The sequence below is a fragment of the Pseudomonas sp. A-B-19 genome (assembly GCF_019947515.1).
GTDB lineage: Bacteria > Pseudomonadota > Gammaproteobacteria > Pseudomonadales > Pseudomonadaceae > Aquipseudomonas.
On the sequence record NZ_JAGYGN010000002.1, the window covers coordinates 187,658 to 210,325 of the forward strand.

The window sequence follows — 22,668 nt, forward strand, 5'->3', positions numbered from 1 at the left end:
CTGCTAGGCTCCCGGCCCAATACGCGCGCCCTGTAGGAGCGAGTTTGCTCGCTCCTACAGGGCGCGCGTCATCCCTTATGTCCGCCGATCGAGATCCCCCCGCGTGCCCAACGCCATTCTGCGCCTCGCCCTGCCTTCGCCGCTGCGCCGCCTGTTCGACTACCGCGCTCCGGCCGGCGTCCTGCGCGCCCGGTTGCACCCTGGCATGCGCCTGCGGGTGCCGTTCGGCCGGCGCGAGATGATCGGGATTCTGGTGGAGATCACCGACACCAGCGAAGTGCCGGCCGAGAAACTCAAGCCGGCCCTGGCCCTGCTTGACGCTACGCCACCGCTGCCGCCGGCGCTGTTCAAGCTGTGCCTGTGGACCTCCCAGTATTATCAACACAGCCTCGGCGACACCTTGAGCTGGGCGTTGCCGGTGCTGCTGCGCCAAGGTGAGCTGGCCGAAGCTCGCCAGGAACGTTTCTGGTCCGCCGCGCCGAGCGCCAGCCTCGATGATCCGCGCATCGCCCGCGCCCCGCGCCAGCGCGAGGCCCTGGCCACGCTGGCCCAGCATCCCCACGGCGTGGCCCATCAGTTGCTGAGCAAACTGATGCTGAGCAAGGACAGCCTGGATTTGCTGCTAGCCAAGGAGCTGGTGCAGGTCGAGATCCGCCGCCACGCCCCGGGCGTACGCCACGAACACTGGCTGGCACAACCGGAACTGCCGCTGAACCCGGAGCAACGCGCCGCCTATGAGGCGATTCGCGCCGGCTTCGACAGTTATCACGCGTTCCTGCTGGCCGGCGTCACCGGCAGCGGCAAGACCGAAGTCTATTTACAGTTGATCCGCGAAACTCTGGAGGCTGGCAAGCAAGCACTGGTGCTGATCCCGGAGATCAACCTCGGCCCGCAGACCCTGGCGCGCTTCGAACAGCGTTTCAATGCCCGCATTGCGTTGATCCATTCGGCGGTCAATGATCGCGAACGCCTCGATGCCTGGCTGGCCGCCCGGGACGGTGAGGCCGACATTATTATCGGCACCCGTTCGGCCCTGTTCACGCCGATGAAGAACCCTGGCCTGATCATCATCGACGAAGAACACGACAGTTCCTATAAACAGCAGGAAGGCCTGCGCTATCACGCCCGCGATCTGGCGCTGGTGCGGGCGCGACAGGAAAACATCCCGATCGTCCTCGGCTCCGCCACCCCTTCGCTGGAAAGCCTGCACAACGCCTACACCGGCCGTTACGGGCTACTGCGCTTGAACGAGCGCGCCGGCGGCGCCAAACAGCCACGCTTCCTGCGCCTGGACGTCAAAAGCCGCCCACTGGACAGCGGCATTTCCGGGCCGATGCAACAGGCCATTGGACAGACCCTGGCTGCCGGGCAGCAGGTACTGGTGTTCCTCAACCGCCGCGGCTTCGCCCCGACCCTGCTGTGCCATGACTGCGGCTGGATGTCCGAGTGTCAGCGTTGCGATGCGCGGATGACCGTGCACCAGCGTCACGGTGAATTGCGCTGCCACCATTGCGGCTACGTCGAGCGTGTGCCGCGCCAGTGCCCCAAGTGCAACAGGGTCGATCTGCGCCCTGTGGGCGCTGGCACCGAACGGGCCGAGGAACGCCTGGCGATTCTGTTCCCGGACTATCCGGTGCTGCGGGTCGACCGCGACAGCACGTCGCGCAAGGACGCGATGAACCAGTTGTTCGCGACCATTCAAAAAGGCCAGCCGTGCATCCTGATCGGCACGCAGATGCTTGCCAAAGGTCACCATTTTCCACGGGTGACACTGGTGTCGATCCTCGACGCCGACGGCGGCCTGTTCTCCGGCGACTTCCGCGCCAGCGAGCGCATGGCTCAACTGATCGTCCAGGTCGCCGGTCGCGCAGGCCGCGCCGAAGAGCCGGGCAAGGTGATTATCCAGACGCACCTGGCCGACCATCCGCTGCTGGTGCAATTGACCGAGCAAGGCTATTTCGCCTTTGCCGAACAGGCCTTGAGCGAACGCCGTGCGGCCGGTTTGCCGCCGTTTGCGCACCTGGCGCTGCTGCGGGCCGAGGCGCATAAACCGGGTCAGGCCGAAGGCTTCCTGGATGAGGCGTGCAGCGAGGCGGAGCGTTTGCTGGCCGAACAGAATCTGACGGGGATCGAGTTATTGGGACCGGTGCCGGCTCCGATGGAGCGCCGGGCCGGGCGTTATCGTGCGCAGCTGTTGCTACAGGCTACGGCCCGGGCACCGTTACATCGATTGCTAGCCAGTTGGCTGTTGGTGCTGGAGCAGATGCCGAGCGGGCGGGCGGTGCGCTGGTCTTTGGATGTAGATCCCGTAGATTTGTATTGATTGGAAGATTGCCTTCGCTGGCAAGCCAGCTCCTACGGTAGTCACATCGGGTCATTGCAGGAGCTGGCTTGCCAGCGAAGACGGCCAAATTGTCACCACACATCCACATCCTGCCTGCTAAGGTTGGCAAGCCCGTCTTCGCAACGGATAATGCCCAGTTTTTCCACCAGCGCATGATGCGCCGCCGCGCCTGCGGTCGAAAGAGAAGACCATGAAAGACACCATTCGCCAGCTGATCCAACAAGCCATCACCCAACTCGTCAACGAAGGTGTGTTGCCTGAAGGCCTGTCGCCGGCGATCCAGGTGGAGAACTCCCGCGACAAGAAGAACGGCGACTTCGCCAGCAACATCGCGATGATGCTGGCCAAGCCGGCCGGCATGAAGCCCCGCGATCTGGCGGAAAAAATCATCGCTGCGCTGCCGGCGGACGAAAACGTCGCCAAGACCGAAATCGCCGGCCCCGGCTTCCTGAACTTCTTCCAGAACACCGACGCCCTGGCCGCACGCCTGGACGCCGCCCTGGCCGACGCCCACATCGGCGTGCGCAAGGCCGGCCCGGTCCAGCGCACCGTGGTCGACCTGTCGGCACCGAACCTGGCCAAAGAAATGCACGTCGGCCACTTGCGTTCGACCATCATCGGCGACGGCGTGGCCCGTGTGCTGGAATTCCTCGGCGACACCGTGATCCGTCAGAACCACGTCGGCGACTGGGGCACCCAGTTCGGCATGCTGATGGCTTACCTGCAGGAAAACCCGATCACCAGCGACGAACTGTCGGACCTGGAAAACTTCTACCGTGCCGCCAAGCAACGCTTCGACGAGTCCACAGAATTCGCCGACCGCGCCCGTGGCCTGGTGGTCAAGTTGCAGGCCGGCGACGCCGATTGCCTGGCACTGTGGACCAGGTTCAAGGACATCTCGCTGTCTCACTGCCAGAAGATCTACGAACTGCTCAACGTCAAACTGACCATGGCCGACGTGATGGGCGAAAGCGCCTACAACGACGACCTGATCAACGTGGTCAACGACTTGAAGGCGGCGGGCATGCTGGTCGAGAGCAACGGCGCCCAGTGCGTGTTCCTCGACGAATTCAAGAATGCCGATGGCGACCCGCTGCCGGTGATCATCGTCAAGGCTGACGGGGGCTACCTCTACGCGACCACCGACCTGGCCGCCGTGCGCTACCGCAGCGGCAAGCTCAAGGCCGATCGCGCGCTGTACTTCGTCGACCAGCGCCAGGCCCTGCACTTCCAGCAAGTGTTCGCCGTGGCACGCAAGGCCGGTTTCGTGACCCATCCGATGGAAATGGAACACATGGGCTTCGGCACCATGAACGGCGCTGACGGCCGTCCGTTCAAGACCCGCGATGGCGGCACCGTGAAGCTGATCGACCTGCTGACCGAAGCCCAGGAACGCGCCTACACCCTGGTCAAGGACAAGAACCCGGAGCTTGCCGAAGCCGAGCTGCGCAACATCGCCAAAGTGGTGGGCATCGGCGCGGTGAAATACGCCGACCTGTCCAAGCACCGCACCAGTGACTACAGCTTCAACTTCGACCTGATGCTCAACTTCGAAGGCAACACCGCGCCTTACCTGCTATACGCCTACACCCGTGTGGCCGGCGTGTTCCGCAAACTCGGCAAGGACTTCAGCGAAGTCGACGGCCAGATCGTTCTGCAAGCGGCGCACGAACACGAACTGGCAGCGAAACTCGCGCAGTTCGGTGAAGTCCTGAACAACGTGTCCGAAAAAGGCACCCCGCACATCCTTTGCACTTACCTGTACGACGTCGCCGGCCTGTTCTCCAGCTTCTACGAGAACTGCCCGATCCTCGCCGCCGACACCCCGGAACAAATGCAGAGTCGCCTGCGCCTCGCCGCGCTGACCGGACGCACCCTCAAGCAAGGCCTGGAACTCTTGGGCCTGGAAACTCTGGAGCGTATGTAAGTTGGCTGCCAAGAAAAAACCTGCACCCAAACGTGGCGCCAGCCGTTACCAAGCTCCTGCAAAGCAACCGATTCCGGGCTGGCTGTGGATGGCCATCGGCCTGACGGTCGGCGCTTTCATCGTATTCCTGATGAAGCTGGAGCCGGGCAAGGGCAGCGACACGGTCAAGCGTGAAAAGGTCGAGCAACAGCAACAGCAGAAAGCCAGCAAGATCGCCGAGGCCAACAAGACCCCGCCGAGCCCGACACAGCCGGTGAAGCCGAAGTACGACTTCTACACCTTGCTGCCGGAATCGGAAGTCATCGTGCCGCCGGATGCCGTGCCGGAAAAAACCCTGCCGACGCCGCAAGTACCGGCCATCCCGACCACTCCGGTCACCCCGGCCGAAGCGGCGAAGATCGACACGGCTCGCGCCCAGGCAGCCCTGGCCGGGATCACGCCGCCACCAGCGCCTCCGGTCAAGGCGGCGCCTGTGACAAAGTTTTTCCTGCAGGCTGGCTCGTTCCGCAAAGAGACTGATGCGGACAAGGTTCGGGCGCAGATCATCCTGCTGGGCCAGGCTGTAGCGGTTGAATCGGGCACGGTGAAGGATGAAACCTGGTATCGGGTGCTGGTCGGACCGTTCAGCAATCGCGAACAACTGACCACGGCCCAGAAACAACTGGCAGGCGCGGGCTTCAGCAATCTTTTGTTACAACAACGCCAGAGCCGATAACGCTCCCTGTGGCGAGGGAGCTTGCTCCCGCTGGAGTGCGCAGCACTCCCAAAACCTGCATTTGCGGTCCATCAGGCAGACCGTATAGACCGGGTTGGTGGCTGCTTCGCAGCCAAGCGGGAGCAAGCTCCCTCGCCACAATTGTTTCAGCGGCAACCCATCACCATCGCAACACGCCACTCGTCCCCCGCCACGCCCTACAGTTGAAATCCACTCCACCACCCCCATATGGATGGGAATAAGGCATTTTCGCCCCGCTGCGTGGAGACTCTTCCCTTGACCACCATCGTTTCAGTTCGCCGCCACGGCAAAGTCGTCATGGGCGGCGACGGCCAGGTTTCCCTTGGTAATACCGTGATGAAAGGCAATGCGAAAAAAGTTCGTCGCCTTTACCACGGTCAGGTCATCGCCGGTTTTGCCGGTGCCACCGCTGACGCCTTTACCCTCTTCGAACGCTTCGAAGGCCAACTTGAGAAACACCAGGGCCACCTGGTGCGCGCCGCCGTCGAACTCGCCAAAGAATGGCGCACCGACCGTTCCCTGAGCCGCCTTGAAGCCATGCTCGCCGTCGCCAACAAAGACGCCTCCCTGATCATCACCGGCAACGGCGATGTGGTCGAACCTGAAGAAGGCCTGATTGCCATGGGTTCCGGTGGCGCCTACGCCCAGGCCGCCGCCAGCGCACTGCTGAAAAAGACTGATCTGTCGGCCCGGGAAATCGTCGAAACCGCCCTCGGTATCGCCGGCGACATCTGTGTATTCACCAACCACACCCAGACCATTGAGGAGCAGGACTGCGCCGAGTAAGCCCGTGCAGCCCACCGCACCACGGCCCATTCTTGCTTGAGGTCCACTGAATATCATGCCCATGACTCCCCGTGAAATCGTCCACGAACTCAACCGCCACATCATCGGCCAGGACGATGCCAAGCGCGCCGTCGCCATTGCCCTGCGCAACCGCTGGCGCCGCATGCAACTGCCTGAAGAGCTGCGCGTTGAAGTCACGCCAAAGAACATCCTGATGATCGGCCCGACCGGTGTCGGTAAAACCGAGATCGCGCGTCGCCTGGCGAAACTGGCCAATGCGCCGTTCATCAAGGTCGAAGCGACCAAGTTCACCGAAGTCGGCTATGTCGGCCGCGACGTCGAGTCGATCATTCGTGATCTGGCCGATGCCGCGATCAAGCTGCTGCGCGAGCAGGAAATCGTCAAGGTTCGCCACCGCGCCGAAGACGCTGCAGAAGAGCGCATCCTCGACGCACTGCTGCCACCGGCACGCATGGGCTTCAGCAGTGACGACGCCCCGACTGCCGACTCCAACACCCGTCAGTTGTTCCGCAAGCGCCTGCGCGAAGGTCAGCTGGACGACAAGGAGATCGAAATCGAAATCGCCGAAATGACCGGCGTCGATATCTCCGCGCCACCGGGCATGGAAGAAATGACCAACCAGCTGCAAAGCCTGTTCGCCAACATGGGCAATGCCAAGCGCAAGAGCCGCAAGCTCAAGGTCAAGGAAGCGCTGAAACTGGTGCGCGATGAAGAGGCCACCCGCCTGGTCAACGATGAAGAGTTGAAGGCCAAGGCGCTGGAAGCGGTCGAGCAGCACGGTATCGTGTTCATCGACGAAATCGACAAGGTCGCCAAGCGTGGCAATTCCGGAGGCGTCGATGTGTCCCGCGAAGGCGTGCAGCGCGACTTGCTGCCGCTGATCGAAGGCTGCACCGTCAATACCAAACTGGGCATGGTCAAGACCGACCACATCCTGTTCATTGCTTCCGGTGCGTTCCATCTGAGCAAGCCAAGCGACCTGGTGCCAGAACTGCAAGGTCGTCTGCCGATTCGTGTCGAACTCAAGGCCCTGAGCCCGGAAGATTTCGAACGCATCCTCTGCGAACCGCACGCCTCGCTCACCGAGCAATATTGCGCTCTGCTGAAAACCGAAGGCCTGGGCATCGAATTCCAGCCGAGCGGCATCAAGCGCATCGCGGAGATCGCCTGGCAGGTCAACGAGAAAACCGAAAACATCGGTGCCCGTCGCCTGCACACCCTTCTCGAGCGCCTGCTCGAAGAGGTGTCGTTCAGCGCCGGCGACCTGGCGAGCGTCCATGACGACAAGGTGATCCAGATCGACGCCGACTACGTCAACAGCCACCTGGGCGAATTGGCACAGAACGAAGACCTGTCTCGTTATATCCTGTAGTCATGTGAGACCTGTGTAGGAGCCGGCTTGCCGGCGAAGGCGCCCTCACGATCGCCTTCGCTGGCAAGCCAGCTCCTACAATGGGTCGCGAGCGCTCCACACAGACGGACTTCAGGCCATGACCCAACTCCCCACCGACATCAAGCTGCACAAAGCCTCGAAAACCCTTACGCTCAAATACGCGTCCGGCGAGGAATACACTCTGCCTGCCGAGTTCCTGCGCGTGCATTCTCCTTCCGCCGAGGTCCAGGGCCACGGCAAACCCATCCTGCAATTCGGCAAGATCAACGTAGGCCTGACCAAGGTAGAACCGGCCGGTCAGTACGCACTGAAACTGACCTTCGACGACGGCCACGACAGCGGCTTGTTCACCTGGGAATATCTGTACGAACTGGGGCGACGTCATGACGAGCTCTGGGAAGATTATCTGGCCGAGCTCAAAGCCGCCGGAAAAACCCGCGACCCGAACGAATCCGTCATCAAGCTGATGCTCTAATCCGAGCCTCTTGCTCTTTAGAGGGCATTTTCTAATTTCATCTGTTTGAATGCTCCGCTTCAGGGCCACCGACTGGCCTGCTTGCGAAAAAAATTAAACTCGGGTAACCAATGGAACTGGCAAGTTCCCTGCAGTGCTCTCTGCATTGAAAAAGCAGCGATGCAGTATTAACGGTCACCCCGAGCAGTAGTACCTGGCATTGGCTGTGTGACTGCACAGCAGGACCCGGTACTCGTCTCAGGACAATGGAGCGTCGTAGATGAGTAAACAGAATAACGATGACTTGAAGTATCAGGCCTCGGAAAACACCTTGGGCCTCAATCCTGTCGTTGGGCTGCGTGGAAAGGATCTACTGGCATCTGCTCGCATGGTACTCAGGCAAGCCATCAGGCAACCCGTACACAGCGCGAAGCATGTTGCGCATTTCGGCCTTGAACTCAAGAACGTACTGTTCGGCAAATCCGAGCTGCAACCGAGCAGCGACGACCGTCGCTTCGCGGATCCGGCCTGGAGTCAGAACCCGCTCTACAAACGTTATCTGCAAACCTACCTGGCGTGGCGCAAGGAACTCCACGCCTGGATCGACGACAGTAACCTGCCAGCCAAGGATGTCAGTCGCGGGCACTTCGTGATCAACCTCATGACCGAAGCCTTTGCACCGACCAACACAGCGGCCAACCCCGCGGCGGTCAAGCGTTTCTTCGAAACCGGCGGTAAAAGCCTGCTCGATGGTCTCTCGCACCTGGCCAAGGACCTGGTGCACAACGGCGGCATGCCGAGCCAGGTCAACATGGGCGCCTTCGAGGTTGGCAAGACCCTTGGCGTGACCGAGGGTGCGGTGGTCTTTCGCAACGACGTGCTGGAACTGATCCAGTACAAGCCGATCACCGAGCAGGTGCATGAACGCCCACTGCTGGTGGTACCGCCGCAGATCAACAAGTTCTACGTGTTCGACCTGAGCCCGGACAAGAGCCTGGCACGGTTCTGCCTGCGCAATAACGTGCAAACCTTCATCGTCAGCTGGCGCAACCCGACCAAGGAGCAGCGCGAGTGGGGCCTGTCGACCTACATCGAAGCGCTCAAGGAAGCGGTCGATGTGGTCACCGCCATTACCGGCAGCAAAGACGTGAACATGCTCGGCGCCTGCTCCGGCGGCATCACCTGCACCGCGCTGCTGGGCCACTACGCGGCAATCGGCGAGAGCAAGGTCAATGCCCTGACCCTGCTGGTCAGCGTGCTCGACACCACTCTGGACAGCGACGTGGCCCTGTTCGTCGACGAGCAAACCCTTGAAGCCGCCAAGCGTCACTCCTACCAGGCCGGCGTCCTCGAAGGCCGCGACATGGCGAAAGTCTTTGCCTGGATGCGCCCCAACGACCTGATCTGGAACTACTGGGTCAACAACTACCTGTTGGGCAATGAACCGCCGGTGTTCGACATTCTGTTCTGGAACAACGACACCACCCGATTACCCGCCGCGTTCCACGGCGACCTGATCGAGATGTTCAAAAGTAACCCGTTGACCCGTGCCGATGCACTGGAAGTGTGCGGCACGCCGATCGACCTGAAGAAAGTCACCGCCGACATCTTCTCGCTGGCCGGCACCAACGACCACATAACCCCGTGGCGTTCCTGCTACAAATCGGCGCAACTGTTCGGCGGCAATGTTGAATTCGTGCTGTCCAGCAGCGGGCACATCCAGAGCATTCTGAACCCGCCGGGCAATCCGAAATCGCGTTACATGACCAGCACCGAAATGCCCGCCAATGCCGATGACTGGCAGGAAGAGTCGACCAAGCATGCCGATTCCTGGTGGCTGCACTGGCAGGCATGGCAGGCACAGCGTTCGGGCAACCTGAAAAAAGCTCCGCTGAAATTGGGCAACAAGGCCTATCCAGCGGGTGAAGCGGCACCGGGCACTTATGTGCATGAGCGGTAACTGACACACCTCGACTTCCCTGTGGGAGCGAGCTTGCTCGCGATGACGGTGGCAGGTTTGGCATATGCGCTGACTGACACTCCGCTATCGCGAGCAAGCTCGCTCCCACAGGGGATTGGGGATGAAATGGAAAAAGCGACCCACAGGGCCAGAAGCATGCCGCAACCCTTCATATTCCGTACCGTCGACCTGGATGGCCAGACGCTCCGCACGGCGGTACGCCCCGGCAAGCCTCACTTGACGCCCCTGCTGATTTTCAACGGCATCGGCGCCAACCTGGAGCTGGTGTTCCCGTTCATCGCCGCGCTGGACCCGGACCTGGAAGTCATCGCCTTCGACGTACCTGGCGTCGGCGGTTCGTCGACACCGAACCGGCCCTATCGTTTTCCGAGCCTGGCGAAACTCACCGCGCGCATGCTCGACTATCTCGACTACGGGCAGGTCAACGTCATCGGCGTGTCCTGGGGTGGCGCCCTGGCCCAACAGTTCGCTTACGACTACCCGGAGCGCTGCAAGAAACTCGTGCTGGCGGCGACGGCGGCGGGGGCGGTGATGGTGCCGGGCAAACCGAAAGTGCTGTGGATGATGGCCAGCCCGCGCCGTTACATCCAGCCATCCCACGTGATCCGCATTGCGCCGATGATCTACGGCGGCTCTTTCCGTCGCGACCCGACGCTGGCCGCCAGCCATGCGGCCAAGGTGCGCTCGGCGGGCAAGCTCGGTTACTACTGGCAGCTGTTCGCCGGCCTCGGCTGGACCAGCATTCACTGGTTGCACAAGATCCGCCAGCCGACCCTGGTACTGGCCGGCGACGATGACCCACTGATCCCGTTGGTCAACATGCGCTTGCTGGCCTGGCGGATTCCCAACGCCCAGTTGCACATCATCGATGACGGGCATCTGTTCCTGATTACCCGGGCCGAAGCGGTGGCCCCGATCATCATGAAATTCCTGGAAGAGGAGCGCCAGCGCGCGGTGATGCATCCGCGTCCGGCGCCATTGGGCGGCTAAAGCACTGCATCCGCGGTCGGCAGGACGCCGCGCCGCGCAACAACCCGTTACAGGGTCTATGGTGTTCTGGTTCGGTGAATTTGTTTTTTGGCCTGAAGACGAAGGAGTGTTGACTCATGCGCGAGAAACCAGCGAGGGATTCCCTACCGACTCCCGCCGCGTTCATCAATGCACAGAGTGCGATTACCGGTCTGCGCGGCCGGGATCTGCTGTCGACCCTGCGCAGTGTGGCCGCCCATGGCTTGCGCAATCCGGTGCACAGCGCCCGACACGCCCTCAAGCTCGGCGGTCAGCTTGGCCGTGTGCTATTGGGTGAAACCCTGCACCCGACCAACCCGCAGGACGCTCGTTTCGCCGATCCGGCGTGGAGCCTCAACCCGTTTTATCGTCGCAGCCTGCAGGCCTATCTGAGTTGGCAGAAGCAGGTCAAAAGCTGGATCGACGAGAGCGACATGAGCCCGGACGACCGCGCCCGCGCCCACTTCGCTTTCGCCTTGCTCAACGACGCCGTATCGCCCTCCAACACCCTGCTCAATCCACTGGCGGTCAAGGAGCTTTTCAACTCCGGCGGTAACAGCCTGGTGCGTGGCGTCAGCCACTTGGTGGACGATCTGCTGCACAACGATGGCCTGCCCCGACAAGTCACCAAGCAAGCATTCGAGGTCGGCAAGACGGTCGCCACCACCACCGGTGCCGTGGTGTTTCGCAACGAACTGCTGGAGTTGATCCAGTACAAGCCGATGAGCGAAAAGCAGTATTCCAAGCCCCTGCTGGTGGTGCCGCCGCAAATCAACAAGTACTACATCTTCGACCTCAGCCCCCACAACAGCTTCGTCCAGTACGCCCTCAAAAACGGCCTGCAAACCTTCATGATCAGCTGGCGCAACCCGGATGTGCGTCACCGCGAATGGGGGCTCTCGACCTATGTGGAAGCCGTGGAAGAAGCCATGAATGTCTGCCGGGCGATCACCGGCGCACGCGAGGTCAACCTGATGGGCGCCTGCGCCGGCGGGCTGACCATTGCCGCGTTGCAAGGCCACTTGCAGGCCAAACGGCAGCTGCGCAGGGTGTCCAGCGCGACTTATCTGGTGAGCCTGCTCGACAGCCAGCTGGACAGCCCCGCTTCGCTGTTCGCCGACGAACAGACTCTGGAGGCAGCCAAGCGTCGCTCCTATCAGAAAGGTGTGCTGGACGGCCGCGACATGGCCAAGGTCTTCGCCTGGATGCGCCCCAATGATTTGATCTGGAGCTACTTCGTCAACAACTACCTGTTGGGCAAGGAGCCACCGGCGTTCGACATCCTCTACTGGAACAACGACAACACGCGCTTGCCGGCCGCCCTGCATGGCGACCTGCTGGACTTCTTCAAGCACAACCCGCTGACCCACCCGGGCGGGCTGGAAGTGTGTGGCACGCCGATCGATTTGCAGAAGGTCACCGTCGACAGCTTCAGCGTCGCCGGCATCAACGATCACATCACGCCATGGGACGCGGTGTATCGCTCTACGCTGCTGCTCGGTGGCGAGCGGCGCTTTGTGCTGTCCAACAGCGGTCATGTGCAGAGCATCCTCAACCCGCCGAGCAACCCGAAAGCCAACTACGTCGAGAACGGCAAACTGAGCAGCGACCCACGGGCCTGGTACTACGACGCCAAGCGTGTCGACGGCAGTTGGTGGACCCAATGGCTGAGCTGGATTCAGGAACGCTCCGGCGCGCAGAAGGAAACCCACATGGCGCTTGGCAACCAGAACTACCCACCGATGGAGGCAGCACCCGGCACTTACGTGCGCGTGCGCTGACGTTCAACGCGCCACGGCCTCTGCCGCCGTGGCAAGACCCGATCATTAAGAAGACTGGATGAAAACCCGCGACCGGATCCTCGAATGTGCCCTGCAGTTGTTCAATCAAAAGGGCGAACCGAATGTCTCCACCATGGAAGTTGCCAATGAAATGGGCATCAGCCCGGGTAACCTCTATTACCACTTCCACGGCAAGGAACCGTTGATTCTCGGGCTGTTCGAGCGTTTTCAGGGCGAACTGGCGCCCTTGCTCGATCCACCGGCCGATGTCGAGCTGGCACCAGAAGATTACTGGCTGTTCCTGCACCTGATCGTCGAGCGCCTGTCCCACTACCGGTTCCTGTTCCAGGATCTGTCGAACCTCGCCGGACGCCTGCCGAAACTGGCCAAGGGCATTCGCAATCTGCTCAATGCACTCAAGCGCACACTGGCGTCGCTACTGGCACGATTACAGGCGCAAGGGCTGCTGGTCAGCGATACCCAGGCATTGGGGCAACTGGTGGAGCAGATCACCCTGACCCTGCTGTTCTCACTGGATTACCAGCGGATTCTCGATCGCGAAGGCGAGGTGCGGCTGGTGGTTTACCAGATCATGATGCTGGTGGCGCCACACTTGCTGCCGTCGATGAAGGCCGCAACCGAACTGATGGCGCTGGAGTATCTGAAAGACCACGAATAACTCTGGCCACAACGAACCCTGTGGGAGCGAGCTTGCTCGCGATGAGGCCATCACATCCAACATAGATGTTGGTTGATCCACCGCCATCGCGAGCAAGCTCGCTCCCACAGTGGGCTTGTGTCGCTCAGAGATTCGCGCACAAACAAAAACGCCCGACCTTCACAGGCCGGGCGTTTGCTTGAGCCCTGAATATCAGGACTGACTGGTTGGCGTCGATGGAGTTGGCGCGGCAGTCGGGGTGACAGCAGGGGTTGGTGCGGCAGCGGAGTTCGATGCGCTGACCGGAGCTGCCGGGGTCGCCGGTTTGGCAGCTGCCACTGCTGGTTTTGGCGCGGCAGCTTTTGGAGCTGCCGGCTTTTTCACTGCAGGTTTTTTCGCCGCTGCGGGTTTGGCTGCTGGCTTGGCAGCAGCTGGTTTTGCCGCAGCCGTTTTAGCGGCTGGCTTGGTTGCCGGCTTCGCCGCTGCAGGTTTTGCAGCAGCGGTTTTAGCAGCAGGCTTGGCCGGCGCTTTTGCCAGTGGCTTGGCAGCAGTTTTGGCTGCCGGCTTGGCGGCGGCAGTCTTGGCAGCAGGTTTGGCTGCCGCGGTTTTCGCCGCAACAGGCGCAACCTTGGCACCGGTCAGCTTTTCGATCTGCTTGGTCAGGGAATCGACCTTGCTGTGCAGTGCCTTGACTTCGTTGCGGCTCGGCACGCCCAGACGCGAAATGGCGCTGTTCAGACGCTTGTCAAAGGCGCCTTCCAGCTCATCCCACTTGCCCAGTGCGCGATCTTTCACGCCGCTGATGCGCGACTTGGCCGAAGAAGCGGAGTCCTTGGCGGCGTCGACTTTCTTGCCAACAGCGCTCTTGGTGAGCTTCTCGGCTTTCTCGCCGTCTTTAACCAATGCATCGAAGAGCTTGCTGCCGTCAGTGTCAATCTTCGAGTACACGCCTAAACCAGCCAGCCAGATTTTTCGGGAGTAATCTTCAACCTTCCCGATCCACGAGCTGCCTTCTTTTTCGGTGTTCTTTTTAACAGCCATCCCGTTCTCCTTAAGATTTACGCGCGACACGTTCGAGCAATGCCGTCAGCTCATCGAGCTTAGCAGAGAGTGTCTCAACGTCATGTTTAGACGGAATGCCGATACGATTCAAGGCACTTGCGACACGCGTGTCGAACGCCTTCTCGACCTTGTCGAGTTGAACTTCGACACGGCCTTTGAATGTGCTGACTTCACTCTTGGCTTCATCGATTTCGGCATTGGCCGCTTCCAGTTTCTCGGCGACTACCTTTTTGCCTTTCTTTTCAACAACCTGACCAGCCTTGATCAGCTCTTGAAAGTATTCGCTGCCCTCTTGACCGACCTTGGCGTAGGCGCCCAGGCCTGCCAGCCAGATCTTGCGGGCATAGGATTTGACGTCGCCCAGCGTGCTGGTCGATGCGTCGGTTTTTTTCTTCAAAATGGCTTTGGCCATGGTGCACCTCACGCGCAGAAGGTTTGAGGAACCGCCCGGACAAGTGTCGGGCACTGGCACAAAGTAGGGAGAAAAATTAGAAACGGCACCCTAACAAATGACATAAACCTTTGAACACACCACGCAAAAAACTGTGGGAGCGAGCTTGCTCGCGATGAGGCCATCACATTCAACAGAGATGTTGACTGACAGGCCGCCATCGTCGGAACGCCGCCCGGAGCAAGCTCGCTCCCACAGGGGATCTCATTTCATACAGAAATCAGACCAGAACCTTATCCAGCGCCTTTTCGATTTCCGCCTTGATCATGCCGCTCATGGCCGACATCATCAGGCCCAGTTCCACTTCGACGCGAATCGAATCCTCGGCGACATGCACCGCACCCTTCACACCCGAGCGCTTGAGGTTCAGGGTGTCGCCGGACCACTGCGGCTCCAGGCCATACTGATCGGAAAGTTTCTGCGCCAGCTTGTCGGCCTTCTCGCGAGCCGCTGCCTTACCCAGGCCATGGGCACGTTCAACACTAATACGGGCCATCGAATGACTCCTGCTTTATGGATGCTTTCCCGAGGCATCTTGACCCCTGCTGCGTCAAAACGTCCCGATGGTTACCCATCTTACCTTCAGCCTTGCCAAGACAAAGCATGCCTTGGGGATTAGAATGTCGCGCATTCTCTTTTGGTGACAGCGATATGACTGATCAGCGCAAAGGCAGCGATGCCGAACCCACCACTCACTTCGGCTTCAAAAACGTTCCGGAAAGCCAGAAAGCGGAAAAAGTCGCTGAGGTATTCCACTCGGTAGCCGCCAAGTATGACCTGATGAACGACCTTCTGTCGGGCGGCATGCACCGTCTGTGGAAGCGTTTCGCGATCGAACTGTCGGGCGTGCGCACCGGCAACCGCGTGCTGGATATCGCCGGCGGTACCGGCGACCTGACCCGCAAGTTCTCGCATTTGGTAGGCCCGACCGGCCAGGTCGTGTTGGCCGACATCAACGAATCCATGCTCAAGGTCGGTCGTGACCGCCTGCTGGACCTCGGTGTGTCCGGCAACGTTGAATTCGTCCAGGCCGATGCGGAAAAGCTGCCGTTCCCGGACAACCACTTCGACTGCGTGACCATTGCCTTCGGCCTGCGCAACGTCACCCACAAGGAAGATGCCCTGCGCTCGATGCTGCGCGTGCTCAAGCCCGGCGGCCGTTTGCTGGTGCTGGAGTTCTCCAAGCCGACCAACGCGCTGATGTCCAAGGCCTACGATGCCTACTCGTTCGCCTTCATGCCGCTGATGGGCAAGCTGATCACCAACGACTCGGAAAGCTATCGCTACCTGGCCGAATCGATCCGCATGCACCCGAATCAGGAAACCCTGAAGTCGATGATGGTCGAGGCCGGTTTCGACCGCGTGACCTATCACAACATGACCGCAGGCATCGTCGCCCTGCACCGCGGCATCAAGCCCTGATGTTGCTCGCCGGCCTGCTCGCCAGCGTTGAACTCGGCCTGAACCGGGTGCTGCGTCTCGACAGCACGGCGCTGCCGCGGCTGGCGCATCTGACCGGCAAAGTGATTGCCGTCGATTGCCGCAGCCCGGCGCTGCAACTTTTCATCCTGCCCAGCGACGAAGGCCTGATGCTCGCTTCCCAGTGGGAAAGCGGCGCCGACTGTACCCTGCGCGCACCAGCTTCGAGCCTGCTGAAACTGGCCATGAGCAAGGACAAGACCTCGATCCTGCACAGCCCTGAAGTCGAACTCGACGGCGACAGCGGCGTGCTGCTGGAGCTGGCGGCCATCCTCCAGGACCTGGAACTGGACTGGGAGTACGAACTCTCGCGCGTGCTGGGCCCGGTGGCCACGCAACTGGTCGGCGGTCACCTGCGCAGCCGCGCCCGCTGGTATCAGCAAGGCTTTGCCAGCCTGGGCCAGAACCTGGGCGAGTACCTGGCCGAAGAGTCGCGCACCCTGGTCGGTCAGCGCGAAGCCGAAGCCCGATTCAGTGAACTGGACCAGATCAAGCTCGATCTGGAACGTCTCGAGGCGCGTTTCGAGCGCCTTTCCCGATCCCTCGACCCAAGCGATAACGCATGAAGCTGCTTGCCGTCCGCCGTTTGTTGCGCATCCAGCGCGTCGTGATCCGCTACCGCCTCGATGACCTGCTGTTCGCCCTGCCACTGCCCTGGTTCCTGCGGGCGCTGCGTTATGTCCTGCCGTGGCGCTGGTTCCCGCGCAAGACCCTGGAGCTGAGCCGTGGCGCGCGCTTGCGCCTGGCGTTGCAGGACCTGGGGCCGATTTTCATCAAGTTCGGGCAGATCCTGTCCACCCGCCGCGATCTGTTGCCCGAAGACATCGCCGACGAACTGATGAAGCTGCAGGACCGCGTTCCGCCATTCGACTCGCAAGTGTCGGTCAGGCTGATCGAAGAACAACTCGGCAAGAAAATCATCGATGTGTTCAGCCGTTTCGATGTCGAACCGCTGGCCTCGGCCTCAGTGGCGCAGGTGCATGCCGCGCAGCTGAAAACGGGCGAGGAAGTCGTGGTCAAGGTGATCCGGCCGGGCCTCAAGCCGATCATTGCGCAAGACCTGGCGTGGCTGTTCATCCTCGCCCGCGCCGCCGAAAAGCTCTCGGCCGATGCGCGTCTGCTGCACCCGGTGGACGTAGTCAGCGATTACGAAAAAACCATCTACGACGAACTCGACCTGCTGCGCGAGGCGGCCAACGCCAGCCAGTTGAAGCGCAACTTCGAAGGCTCGCCGCTGCTGTACGTGCCGCAAGTCCATTGGGACTGGTGCCGACCGAAAGTGCTGGTGATGGAGCGCATCTACGGCATTCAGGTCACCGATCTGGCGACCCTGGCCGACCAGCGTACCGACATGAAAATGCTCGCCGAGCGTGGCGTGGAGATTTTCTTCACCCAGGTGTTCCGCGACAGCTTCTTCCACGCCGACATGCACCCGGGCAATATTTTCGTCAGCACCGTGAATCCCTGGAGCCCGCAGTACATCGCCATCGACTGCGGCATCGTCGGCAGCCTGACCCCGCAAGACCAGGATTACCTGGCGCGCAACCTGTTCGCCTTCTTCAAGCGCGATTACCGTCGCGTGGCGCAGCTGCACATCGATTCGGGCTGGGTGCCGGCGGAAACCAAACTCAACGAGTTCGAAGCAGCAATCCGCACGGTGTGCGAGCCGATCTTCGAAAAACCGTTAAAGGATATTTCCTTCGGCCAGGTGCTGATGCGCCTGTTCCAGACCGCGCGCCGCTTCAACATGGAAGTGCAGCCGCAGCTCGTGCTGCTACAGAAGACCCTGCTGAACATCGAAGGCCTGGGCCGCCAGCTGTACCCGGATCTCGATCTGTGGAACACCGCGCAGCCGTACCTCGAACGCTGGATGCGCGAGCGGGTCAGCCCCAAAGCCCTGCTCGGCAACGTGCACAGCCAGTTCGAACAGATCCCGCACCTGACCAACATGGCCCGCGACCTGCTCGAACGCATGTCCCAACCCCACGCCTACGAACCGCCACCAGCGTGGCATCGACCCCGCGATGACTGGTTCCTGCGCTTGCTCGGCACCGCGCACCTGGCCGGGGGCGCCATCCTTGCCGCTGGCGGCCCGCTGAACCAGTTGGCTTACTGGCCGGCCGGCATCATGATGGCGGTCGGTTTGTATCTGGTCGTGCGCCGATAGCCAGTTGTGTGAACGACTGGCACACTGTTTCAACGCTTGAGCTCGACTATTGAAGGGTCGAGCCCGCTGTCGGAGTCGAAGATGAAAAACTGGCTGGACGAGATCAAGTGGGACGCGGACGGCCTGGTGCCGGCGATTGCCCAGGATCACAAGACCGGGCGCGTCCTGATGATGGCCTGGATGAACCGCGAAGCACTGGAACTGACCGCTGCCGAGAACCGCGCCATTTACTGGTCGCGCTCGCGTGGCAAGCTGTGGCGCAAGGGCGAAGAGTCCGGCCATGTACAGACCCTGCACGAGATGCGCCTGGACTGCGACGCCGACGTCATCATCCTGATGGTCGAGCAGATCGGCGACATCGCCTGCCATACCGGCCGCCAGAGCTGCTTCTACCGCGTCTATGAGAACGGCGACTGGACAACCGTCGACCCGGTCCTGAAAGATCCTCACGCCATCTATTCCGCAGGGCATAAACATGAGTGACACTCTCACCCGCCTGGCCCAGGTGCTCGAAGAGCGCAAAGGCGCCGCCGCCGACAGCTCGTATGTCGCCAGCCTGTATCACAAGGGCTTGAACAAGATTCTGGAAAAAGTCGGCGAAGAGTCGGTCGAAACCATCATTGCCGCCAAGGATGCCGCCGTCAGCGGCGACTGCAGCGATGTGATCTACGAAACTGCCGATTTGTGGTTCCACAGCATGGTCATGCTCGCCCAATTGGGGCAGCATCCACAGGCTGTACTCGATGAACTGGACCGTCGCTTCGGTCTCTCCGGACACGCCGAGAAAGCCTCGCGCCCGTCCGCCTGAATAACGATTAGAGAGGAGCAGCAGCATGGGCATTTTTGACTGGAAACACTGGATCGTCATCCTGGTTGTCGTGGTACTGGTGTTCGGCACCAAGAAACTGAAAAACCTCGGCACTGACGTCGGCGAATCGATCAAGGGCTTCAAGAAAGCCATGAACGACGACGAAAAACCGGCTGATCCGAATGCGAACCCGGCCCAACCGGTGCCACCGGTACAGCCACAGGCCTCGGTGAATCAGCCGCACACCATCGATGTGCAGGCACAGAAAGTCGAAGAGCCGATCCGCAAAGACGTGTGAGCACTGACTAATGTTTGGTATCAGCTTCTCTGAACTGCTGCTCGTCGGCCTCGTCGCCCTGCTGGTGCTGGGCCCCGAGCGCTTGCCGGGCGCTGCGCGCACCGCCGGCCTGTGGGTCGGGCGTCTGAAGCGCAGCTTCAACGCGATCAAACAGGAAGTTGAACGTGAAATCGGTGCCGACGAGATTCGTCGGCAACTGCACAACGAACACATCCTGTCGCTTGAGCAGGAGGCGCGGAAAATCTTCACGCCGACCCAGCAGGAGCCGACGCCGGTGGAGCATGTGGGAGAGCAGACGATTCATGCGCCTGCCGCTGCTGTCGACCCGACACCTGCTCCCGTTGTAGCGCCTGTCGAACCTGCACCTGTTGTTGCAGCAACTCCGGTTGAACCCGTTACACCTGCGGCTGCGCCCGTTGCGCCGGCCCCTCATGACCCAACACTGCCGCCGCGAGCCCCATGAGCGATCTCCCTGAAAACGACCAGCACATGCCGCTGGTTTCGCACCTCACCGAGTTGCGTACCCGACTGCTGCGCTGCGTAGCGGCGATTTTCATCATTTTCGCCGGCCTGTTTGCTTTCACCCAGCAGATCTACACCTTCGTTTCCACACCGCTGCGCCAGTACCTGCCGGCCGGCGCGACAATGATTGCCACCGATGTGTCGTCGCCGTTCCTGACGCCACTGAAGCTGACCATGATGGTCTCGCTGTTCCTGGCGATTCCAGTGATCCTGCATCAGATCTGGGGTTTCATTGCCCCTGGCCTGTACAAGCATGAAAAACGCATCGCCGTGCCCTTGCTGGTCTCCAGCATCTTTCTGTTCTACACCGGCATGGCCTTCGCCTATTTCCTGGTATTCCCGCTGATCTTCAAGTTCTTCGCCTCCGCCACTCCGGCCGGCGTGGAAATGATGACCGACATCACCAGCTACCTCGATTTCGTCATGACGCTGTTCTTCGCTTTTGGCGTGGCGTTCGAAATCCCGGTGGCCGTGGTGCTGCTGGTGTGGATTGGTGTGGTCGACGTCAAATACCTGAAGAAAATCCGCCCGTACGTGATCATCGGCTGCTTCGTGGTCGGCATGATCCTGACGCCGCCGGACATCTTTTCGCAGACCCTGCTGGCCGTGCCGATGTGGCTGTTGTTCGAGATCGGCATCCTGTTTGGCAGCCTGATCAGCAAGCGTGGCGAGCACCCGGACGACCAGCCGGCTGACGACAACAACGACCAGCCGCCAGCGACTCAACCGTGAACCTGCTGCTGCTCGAAGAAGCCGATTTCATTGCGGCCGACCAGGTGATCCTGCGTGATCGCCGGTTGACGCACATGCAGGAAGTCCACCGCTGTGAAGTGGGCGACAGCATGCGCGTCGGGCGGATCGGCGGGCTGATGGGCTCGGCCGAAGTGCTGCGCCTGGACACCGGCGAAGCGCAATTGCGCGTCACCCTCGACCAGCCGCCACCGGCCAAGCTGCCATTGACCCTGGTATTGGCCCTGCCACGGCCCAAGATGCTGCGCAGGGTGTTCCAGACCGTGGCGGCCATGGGTGTGCCAAGGATCGTGCTGGTCAACAGCTATCGCGTCGAGAAGAGCTTCTGGCAGACGCCGTTCCTTGAACCCGAGGCGATTCGCGAGCAGTTGATCCTCGGCCTCGAACAGGCACGGGACAGCGTGCTGCCGGAAGTCGTGATCGAGAAACGCTTCAAACCCTTCGTCGAGGACCGTTTGCCGGCGATCACCGACGGTACCCTCGGCCTGGTGGGGCATCCGGGCAATTACCCACCCTGCCCTCGCGCACTCAGCGAACCGGTGACCCTGGCCATCGGCCCCGAGGGTGGCTGGATTCCCTACGAGATCGACCTTCTGGGCAAATCCGGCCTGCAACCGGTGCAGCTGGGTGAACGCATTCTTCGCGTCGAAACCGCCGTGACCGCGCTGCTGGCACGACTTTTCTAGCACCCTGTACCGCTTCTGTGGCGAGGGAGCTTGCTCCCGCTTGGGCGCGCAGCGGCCACCGCTTTTACCCGCAAGACCGCGTCCGGCGTTTTTACGACTGCTTCGCAGCCGAGCGGGAGCAAGCTCCCTCGCCACAGGGATTTTTTGCCTGCCCGTACATCGAGTAGTGTCTACAGATTCAGGCTCCCCTGCCGATATACCCCCCATAAAACCAAATTGCGGTCCGGGGGAGTTTCAGCATGTACCAATGGCTAGCCGAGAATCTGGGAAACGTCAGCGTCAAACGCAAGCTGGGGATCGGCTTCGGCCTGGTACTGTTACTGACCTTGCTGATCACCTTCACTGGCTGGAGCGGCCTGAGCGGCGTGACCAGCCGTGGCGATAAACTGGGGTTCATCGCCAGTCTCAACGACCTGACCAAGGACCTGCGCATTGCTCGCCTGGATTACGAGATGCGTCGCGGCGAACAAGGTCCCGGTGCCGTCAACGATCTGTTGGGCAAACTCGAAAGCGGCCTGCAGACCGCCCGCGGCCTGATCGAGCAACCGGCTGATACGGCCATGGTCGATCAACAACTGGCCGCTGTCGCCGAATACCGCCGTGCCTTCAGCGACATGACCCAGGCCGGCGCCCAGCGTGAAGACGCCCGCGGCAAACTCGGCGCCACCGCCGACAATGCCGTGGCCCGCGTCGCCGAAGTGGAAAAATCCATGCTGCAAGGCGACAGCGTGGCGGCGTTCAACAGCGTGATCGAGCTGAGCAAACTGATCCAGCAGGCGCGCTTCCAGGTGCGCGGCTACACCTACAGCGGCAAGAGCGAAGCCGAACAGCCAGCCCTCGACGCAATCGACAACGCCCTGAAGAACCTCCAGAGCCTGCCGGCCAAACTGCCTGAAGAACACATCCCCAACCTGCAACAGGCGACTGATTCGCTGAAGGCCTACCGCGCCGCTGTCAGCCAGTTCCGCGACTCCCAGGTGGCCAGCGCCAAGGCCCTGGTGCGCATGTCTGCCCAAGGCGACACCCTGCTGGACATGAGCCAGAAACTCACCGTCTCGCAAACCGTCGTGCGTGACACCGACGCCGCCCATGCCAAGAACATGCTGACCCTTGCCACTGTGCTGGCCATCGCTTTCGGCCTGCTGGCCGCCTGGGCGATCACCCGGCAGATCATCATTCCGTTGAACCAGACCCTGGCCGTCGCCGAGCGCGTCGCCAGTGGCGACCTGACCCACAACCTGACGTCGCAGCGCCGCGACGAACTCGGCCAGTTGCAGCGTGCCATGCAGAGTATGACCCAGGGCCTGCGCGAACTGATCGGCGGCATCAGCGATGGCGTCACGCAAATCGCCAGCG

22 protein-coding genes and 1 pseudogene are annotated in these 22,668 nt (G+C 61.2%); 20 read left to right on the top strand and 3 right to left on the bottom strand.

The genetic code is table 11. From position 1 onward, the window contains the following. The first annotated feature begins 103 nt into the window (after positions 1 to 103). From KGA81_RS02980 to KGA81_RS03025, 10 genes are all read left to right on the top strand, one after another. On the top strand, positions 104 to 2,323 hold the full coding sequence (locus KGA81_RS02980; RefSeq protein ID WP_223544512.1) for a primosomal protein N': 2,220 nt from the start codon (positions 104 to 106) through the stop codon (positions 2,321 to 2,323). A 211-nt stretch (positions 2,324 to 2,534) separates the two neighbouring features. Next, positions 2,535 to 4,271 (top strand): arginine--tRNA ligase, encoded by a 1,737-nt coding sequence (gene argS / locus KGA81_RS02985; protein WP_223544513.1) that lies wholly within the window; start codon positions 2,535 to 2,537, stop codon positions 4,269 to 4,271. 1 nt (position 4,272) lies between these two features. Then, positions 4,273 to 4,986, top strand: coding sequence for an SPOR domain-containing protein (locus KGA81_RS02990; RefSeq protein ID WP_007975583.1), 714 nt, complete (start codon positions 4,273 to 4,275; stop codon positions 4,984 to 4,986). A gap of 276 nt (positions 4,987 to 5,262) precedes the next feature. Next, the gene (hslV, locus tag KGA81_RS02995) at positions 5,263 to 5,793 is read left to right on the top strand and encodes an ATP-dependent protease subunit HslV (protein WP_008017029.1); all 531 of its coding nucleotides are present in this window, start codon (positions 5,263 to 5,265) and stop codon (positions 5,791 to 5,793) included. Between the two features lie 55 nt (positions 5,794 to 5,848). Further along, positions 5,849 to 7,186, top strand: coding sequence for an HslU--HslV peptidase ATPase subunit (gene hslU / locus KGA81_RS03000; protein ID WP_223544514.1), 1,338 nt, complete (start codon positions 5,849 to 5,851; stop codon positions 7,184 to 7,186). 118 nt (positions 7,187 to 7,304) lie between these two features. Then, on the top strand, positions 7,305 to 7,682 hold the full coding sequence (locus KGA81_RS03005) for a gamma-butyrobetaine hydroxylase-like domain-containing protein (RefSeq protein ID WP_223544515.1): 378 nt from the start codon (positions 7,305 to 7,307) through the stop codon (positions 7,680 to 7,682). Positions 7,683 to 7,941: 259 nt separating this feature from the next. Continuing rightward, positions 7,942 to 9,621 (top strand): class II poly(R)-hydroxyalkanoic acid synthase, encoded by a 1,680-nt coding sequence (phaC, locus tag KGA81_RS03010; protein WP_223544516.1) that lies wholly within the window; start codon positions 7,942 to 7,944, stop codon positions 9,619 to 9,621. A gap of 156 nt (positions 9,622 to 9,777) precedes the next feature. Beyond that, positions 9,778 to 10,632: a poly(3-hydroxyalkanoate) depolymerase gene (gene phaZ / locus KGA81_RS03015; protein WP_108216233.1), complete on the top strand. Its 855-nt coding sequence runs from the start codon at positions 9,778 to 9,780 to the stop codon at positions 10,630 to 10,632. 116 nt (positions 10,633 to 10,748) lie between these two features. Continuing rightward, positions 10,749 to 12,431 (top strand): class II poly(R)-hydroxyalkanoic acid synthase, encoded by a 1,683-nt coding sequence (gene phaC, locus KGA81_RS03020; RefSeq protein WP_223544517.1) that lies wholly within the window; start codon positions 10,749 to 10,751, stop codon positions 12,429 to 12,431. Between the two features lie 58 nt (positions 12,432 to 12,489). Then, positions 12,490 to 13,110 (top strand): TetR/AcrR family transcriptional regulator, encoded by a 621-nt coding sequence (locus KGA81_RS03025; RefSeq protein ID WP_223544518.1) that lies wholly within the window; start codon positions 12,490 to 12,492, stop codon positions 13,108 to 13,110. A 192-nt stretch (positions 13,111 to 13,302) separates the two neighbouring features. On the opposite strand, the gene KGA81_RS03030 is transcribed toward KGA81_RS03025, so the two are convergent. From KGA81_RS03030 to KGA81_RS03040, 3 genes are all read right to left on the bottom strand, one after another. After that, complete coding sequence (locus tag KGA81_RS03030; RefSeq protein WP_223544519.1) at positions 13,303 to 14,130, bottom strand: phasin family protein; 828 nt, start codon at positions 14,128 to 14,130, stop codon at positions 13,303 to 13,305. A 10-nt stretch (positions 14,131 to 14,140) separates the two neighbouring features. Beyond that, positions 14,141 to 14,563 carry a phasin family protein gene (locus KGA81_RS03035; protein ID WP_223544520.1) on the bottom strand — a complete coding sequence of 141 codons (423 nt, stop codon included), beginning with the start codon at positions 14,561 to 14,563 and terminating at the stop codon, positions 14,141 to 14,143. A gap of 259 nt (positions 14,564 to 14,822) precedes the next feature. Beyond that, positions 14,823 to 15,098 (bottom strand): polyhydroxyalkanoic acid system family protein, encoded by a 276-nt coding sequence (locus KGA81_RS03040; protein ID WP_223544521.1) that lies wholly within the window; start codon positions 15,096 to 15,098, stop codon positions 14,823 to 14,825. Between the two features lie 155 nt (positions 15,099 to 15,253). Here KGA81_RS03040 and ubiE point away from each other — a divergent pair, with 155 nt between their 5' ends. The 10 genes and pseudogenes from ubiE to KGA81_RS30150 all read left to right on the top strand — a co-directional run. Further along, complete coding sequence (gene ubiE / locus KGA81_RS03045) at positions 15,254 to 16,024, top strand: bifunctional demethylmenaquinone methyltransferase/2-methoxy-6-polyprenyl-1,4-benzoquinol methylase UbiE (RefSeq protein WP_008005057.1); 771 nt, start codon at positions 15,254 to 15,256, stop codon at positions 16,022 to 16,024. Then, positions 16,024 to 16,647: an SCP2 domain-containing protein gene (locus KGA81_RS03050; RefSeq protein WP_223544522.1), complete on the top strand. Its 624-nt coding sequence runs from the start codon at positions 16,024 to 16,026 to the stop codon at positions 16,645 to 16,647. The genes ubiE and KGA81_RS03050 overlap by 1 nt, the downstream gene beginning before the upstream one ends. Beyond that, positions 16,644 to 18,248, top strand: a complete 1,605-nt coding sequence (gene ubiB / locus KGA81_RS03055) for a ubiquinone biosynthesis regulatory protein kinase UbiB (protein WP_223544523.1) — start codon at positions 16,644 to 16,646, stop codon at positions 18,246 to 18,248. Before KGA81_RS03050 ends, ubiB begins: the two co-directional genes overlap by 4 nt. 81 nt (positions 18,249 to 18,329) lie before the next feature. After that, positions 18,330 to 18,731 (top strand): phosphoribosyl-AMP cyclohydrolase, encoded by a 402-nt coding sequence (hisI, locus tag KGA81_RS03060; RefSeq protein WP_007989281.1) that lies wholly within the window; start codon positions 18,330 to 18,332, stop codon positions 18,729 to 18,731. Continuing rightward, a complete protein-coding gene (locus KGA81_RS03065) occupies positions 18,724 to 19,056 on the top strand; it encodes a phosphoribosyl-ATP diphosphatase (protein ID WP_046816939.1) in 333 nt (110 codons plus the stop codon). Before hisI ends, KGA81_RS03065 begins: the two co-directional genes overlap by 8 nt. A gap of 25 nt (positions 19,057 to 19,081) precedes the next feature. Continuing rightward, positions 19,082 to 19,354, top strand: coding sequence for a twin-arginine translocase TatA/TatE family subunit (locus KGA81_RS03070; RefSeq protein WP_108216223.1), 273 nt, complete (start codon positions 19,082 to 19,084; stop codon positions 19,352 to 19,354). Positions 19,355 to 19,364: 10 nt separating this feature from the next. Continuing rightward, on the top strand, positions 19,365 to 19,817 hold the full coding sequence (tatB, locus tag KGA81_RS03075; protein ID WP_108216222.1) for a Sec-independent protein translocase protein TatB: 453 nt from the start codon (positions 19,365 to 19,367) through the stop codon (positions 19,815 to 19,817). Then, complete coding sequence (gene tatC / locus KGA81_RS03080) at positions 19,814 to 20,608, top strand: twin-arginine translocase subunit TatC (protein WP_223544524.1); 795 nt, start codon at positions 19,814 to 19,816, stop codon at positions 20,606 to 20,608. The genes tatB and tatC overlap by 4 nt, the downstream gene beginning before the upstream one ends. Continuing rightward, positions 20,605 to 21,312, top strand: coding sequence for a 16S rRNA (uracil(1498)-N(3))-methyltransferase (locus KGA81_RS03085; protein ID WP_223544525.1), 708 nt, complete (start codon positions 20,605 to 20,607; stop codon positions 21,310 to 21,312). The genes tatC and KGA81_RS03085 overlap by 4 nt, the downstream gene beginning before the upstream one ends. 239 nt (positions 21,313 to 21,551) lie before the next feature. Beyond that, positions 21,552 to 22,613: pseudogene (locus KGA81_RS30150) on the top strand (methyl-accepting chemotaxis protein); the annotation flags it as partial. Positions 22,614 to 22,668 lie beyond the last annotated feature (55 nt).

What these genes read in the sequence shown, in the direction of transcription:
- argS (WP_223544513.1), top strand. Translation starts at nt 2,535, where the DNA reads ATGAAAGACACCATTCGCCAGCTGATCCAACAAGCCATCACCCAACTC.
- hslU (WP_223544514.1), top strand. Translation starts at nt 5,849, where the DNA reads ATGCCCATGACTCCCCGTGAAATCGTCCACGAACTCAACCGCCACATC.
- KGA81_RS03005 (WP_223544515.1), top strand. Translation starts at nt 7,305, where the DNA reads ATGACCCAACTCCCCACCGACATCAAGCTGCACAAAGCCTCGAAAACC.
- phaC (WP_223544516.1), top strand. Translation starts at nt 7,942, where the DNA reads ATGAGTAAACAGAATAACGATGACTTGAAGTATCAGGCCTCGGAAAAC.
- phaZ (WP_108216233.1), top strand. Translation starts at nt 9,778, where the DNA reads ATGCCGCAACCCTTCATATTCCGTACCGTCGACCTGGATGGCCAGACG.
- phaC (WP_223544517.1), top strand. Translation starts at nt 10,749, where the DNA reads ATGCGCGAGAAACCAGCGAGGGATTCCCTACCGACTCCCGCCGCGTTC.
- KGA81_RS03025 (WP_223544518.1), top strand. Translation starts at nt 12,490, where the DNA reads ATGAAAACCCGCGACCGGATCCTCGAATGTGCCCTGCAGTTGTTCAAT.
- KGA81_RS03030 (WP_223544519.1), bottom strand. Translation starts at nt 14,130, where the DNA reads ATGGCTGTTAAAAAGAACACCGAAAAAGAAGGCAGCTCGTGGATCGGG.
- KGA81_RS03035 (WP_223544520.1), bottom strand. Translation starts at nt 14,563, where the DNA reads ATGGCCAAAGCCATTTTGAAGAAAAAAACCGACGCATCGACCAGCACG.
- KGA81_RS03040 (WP_223544521.1), bottom strand. Translation starts at nt 15,098, where the DNA reads ATGGCCCGTATTAGTGTTGAACGTGCCCATGGCCTGGGTAAGGCAGCG.
- ubiE (WP_008005057.1), top strand. Translation starts at nt 15,254, where the DNA reads ATGACTGATCAGCGCAAAGGCAGCGATGCCGAACCCACCACTCACTTC.
- KGA81_RS03050 (WP_223544522.1), top strand. Translation starts at nt 16,024, where the DNA reads ATGTTGCTCGCCGGCCTGCTCGCCAGCGTTGAACTCGGCCTGAACCGG.
- ubiB (WP_223544523.1), top strand. Translation starts at nt 16,644, where the DNA reads ATGAAGCTGCTTGCCGTCCGCCGTTTGTTGCGCATCCAGCGCGTCGTG.
- hisI (WP_007989281.1), top strand. Translation starts at nt 18,330, where the DNA reads ATGAAAAACTGGCTGGACGAGATCAAGTGGGACGCGGACGGCCTGGTG.
- KGA81_RS03065 (WP_046816939.1), top strand. Translation starts at nt 18,724, where the DNA reads ATGAGTGACACTCTCACCCGCCTGGCCCAGGTGCTCGAAGAGCGCAAA.
- KGA81_RS03070 (WP_108216223.1), top strand. Translation starts at nt 19,082, where the DNA reads ATGGGCATTTTTGACTGGAAACACTGGATCGTCATCCTGGTTGTCGTG.
- tatB (WP_108216222.1), top strand. Translation starts at nt 19,365, where the DNA reads ATGTTTGGTATCAGCTTCTCTGAACTGCTGCTCGTCGGCCTCGTCGCC.
- tatC (WP_223544524.1), top strand. Translation starts at nt 19,814, where the DNA reads ATGAGCGATCTCCCTGAAAACGACCAGCACATGCCGCTGGTTTCGCAC.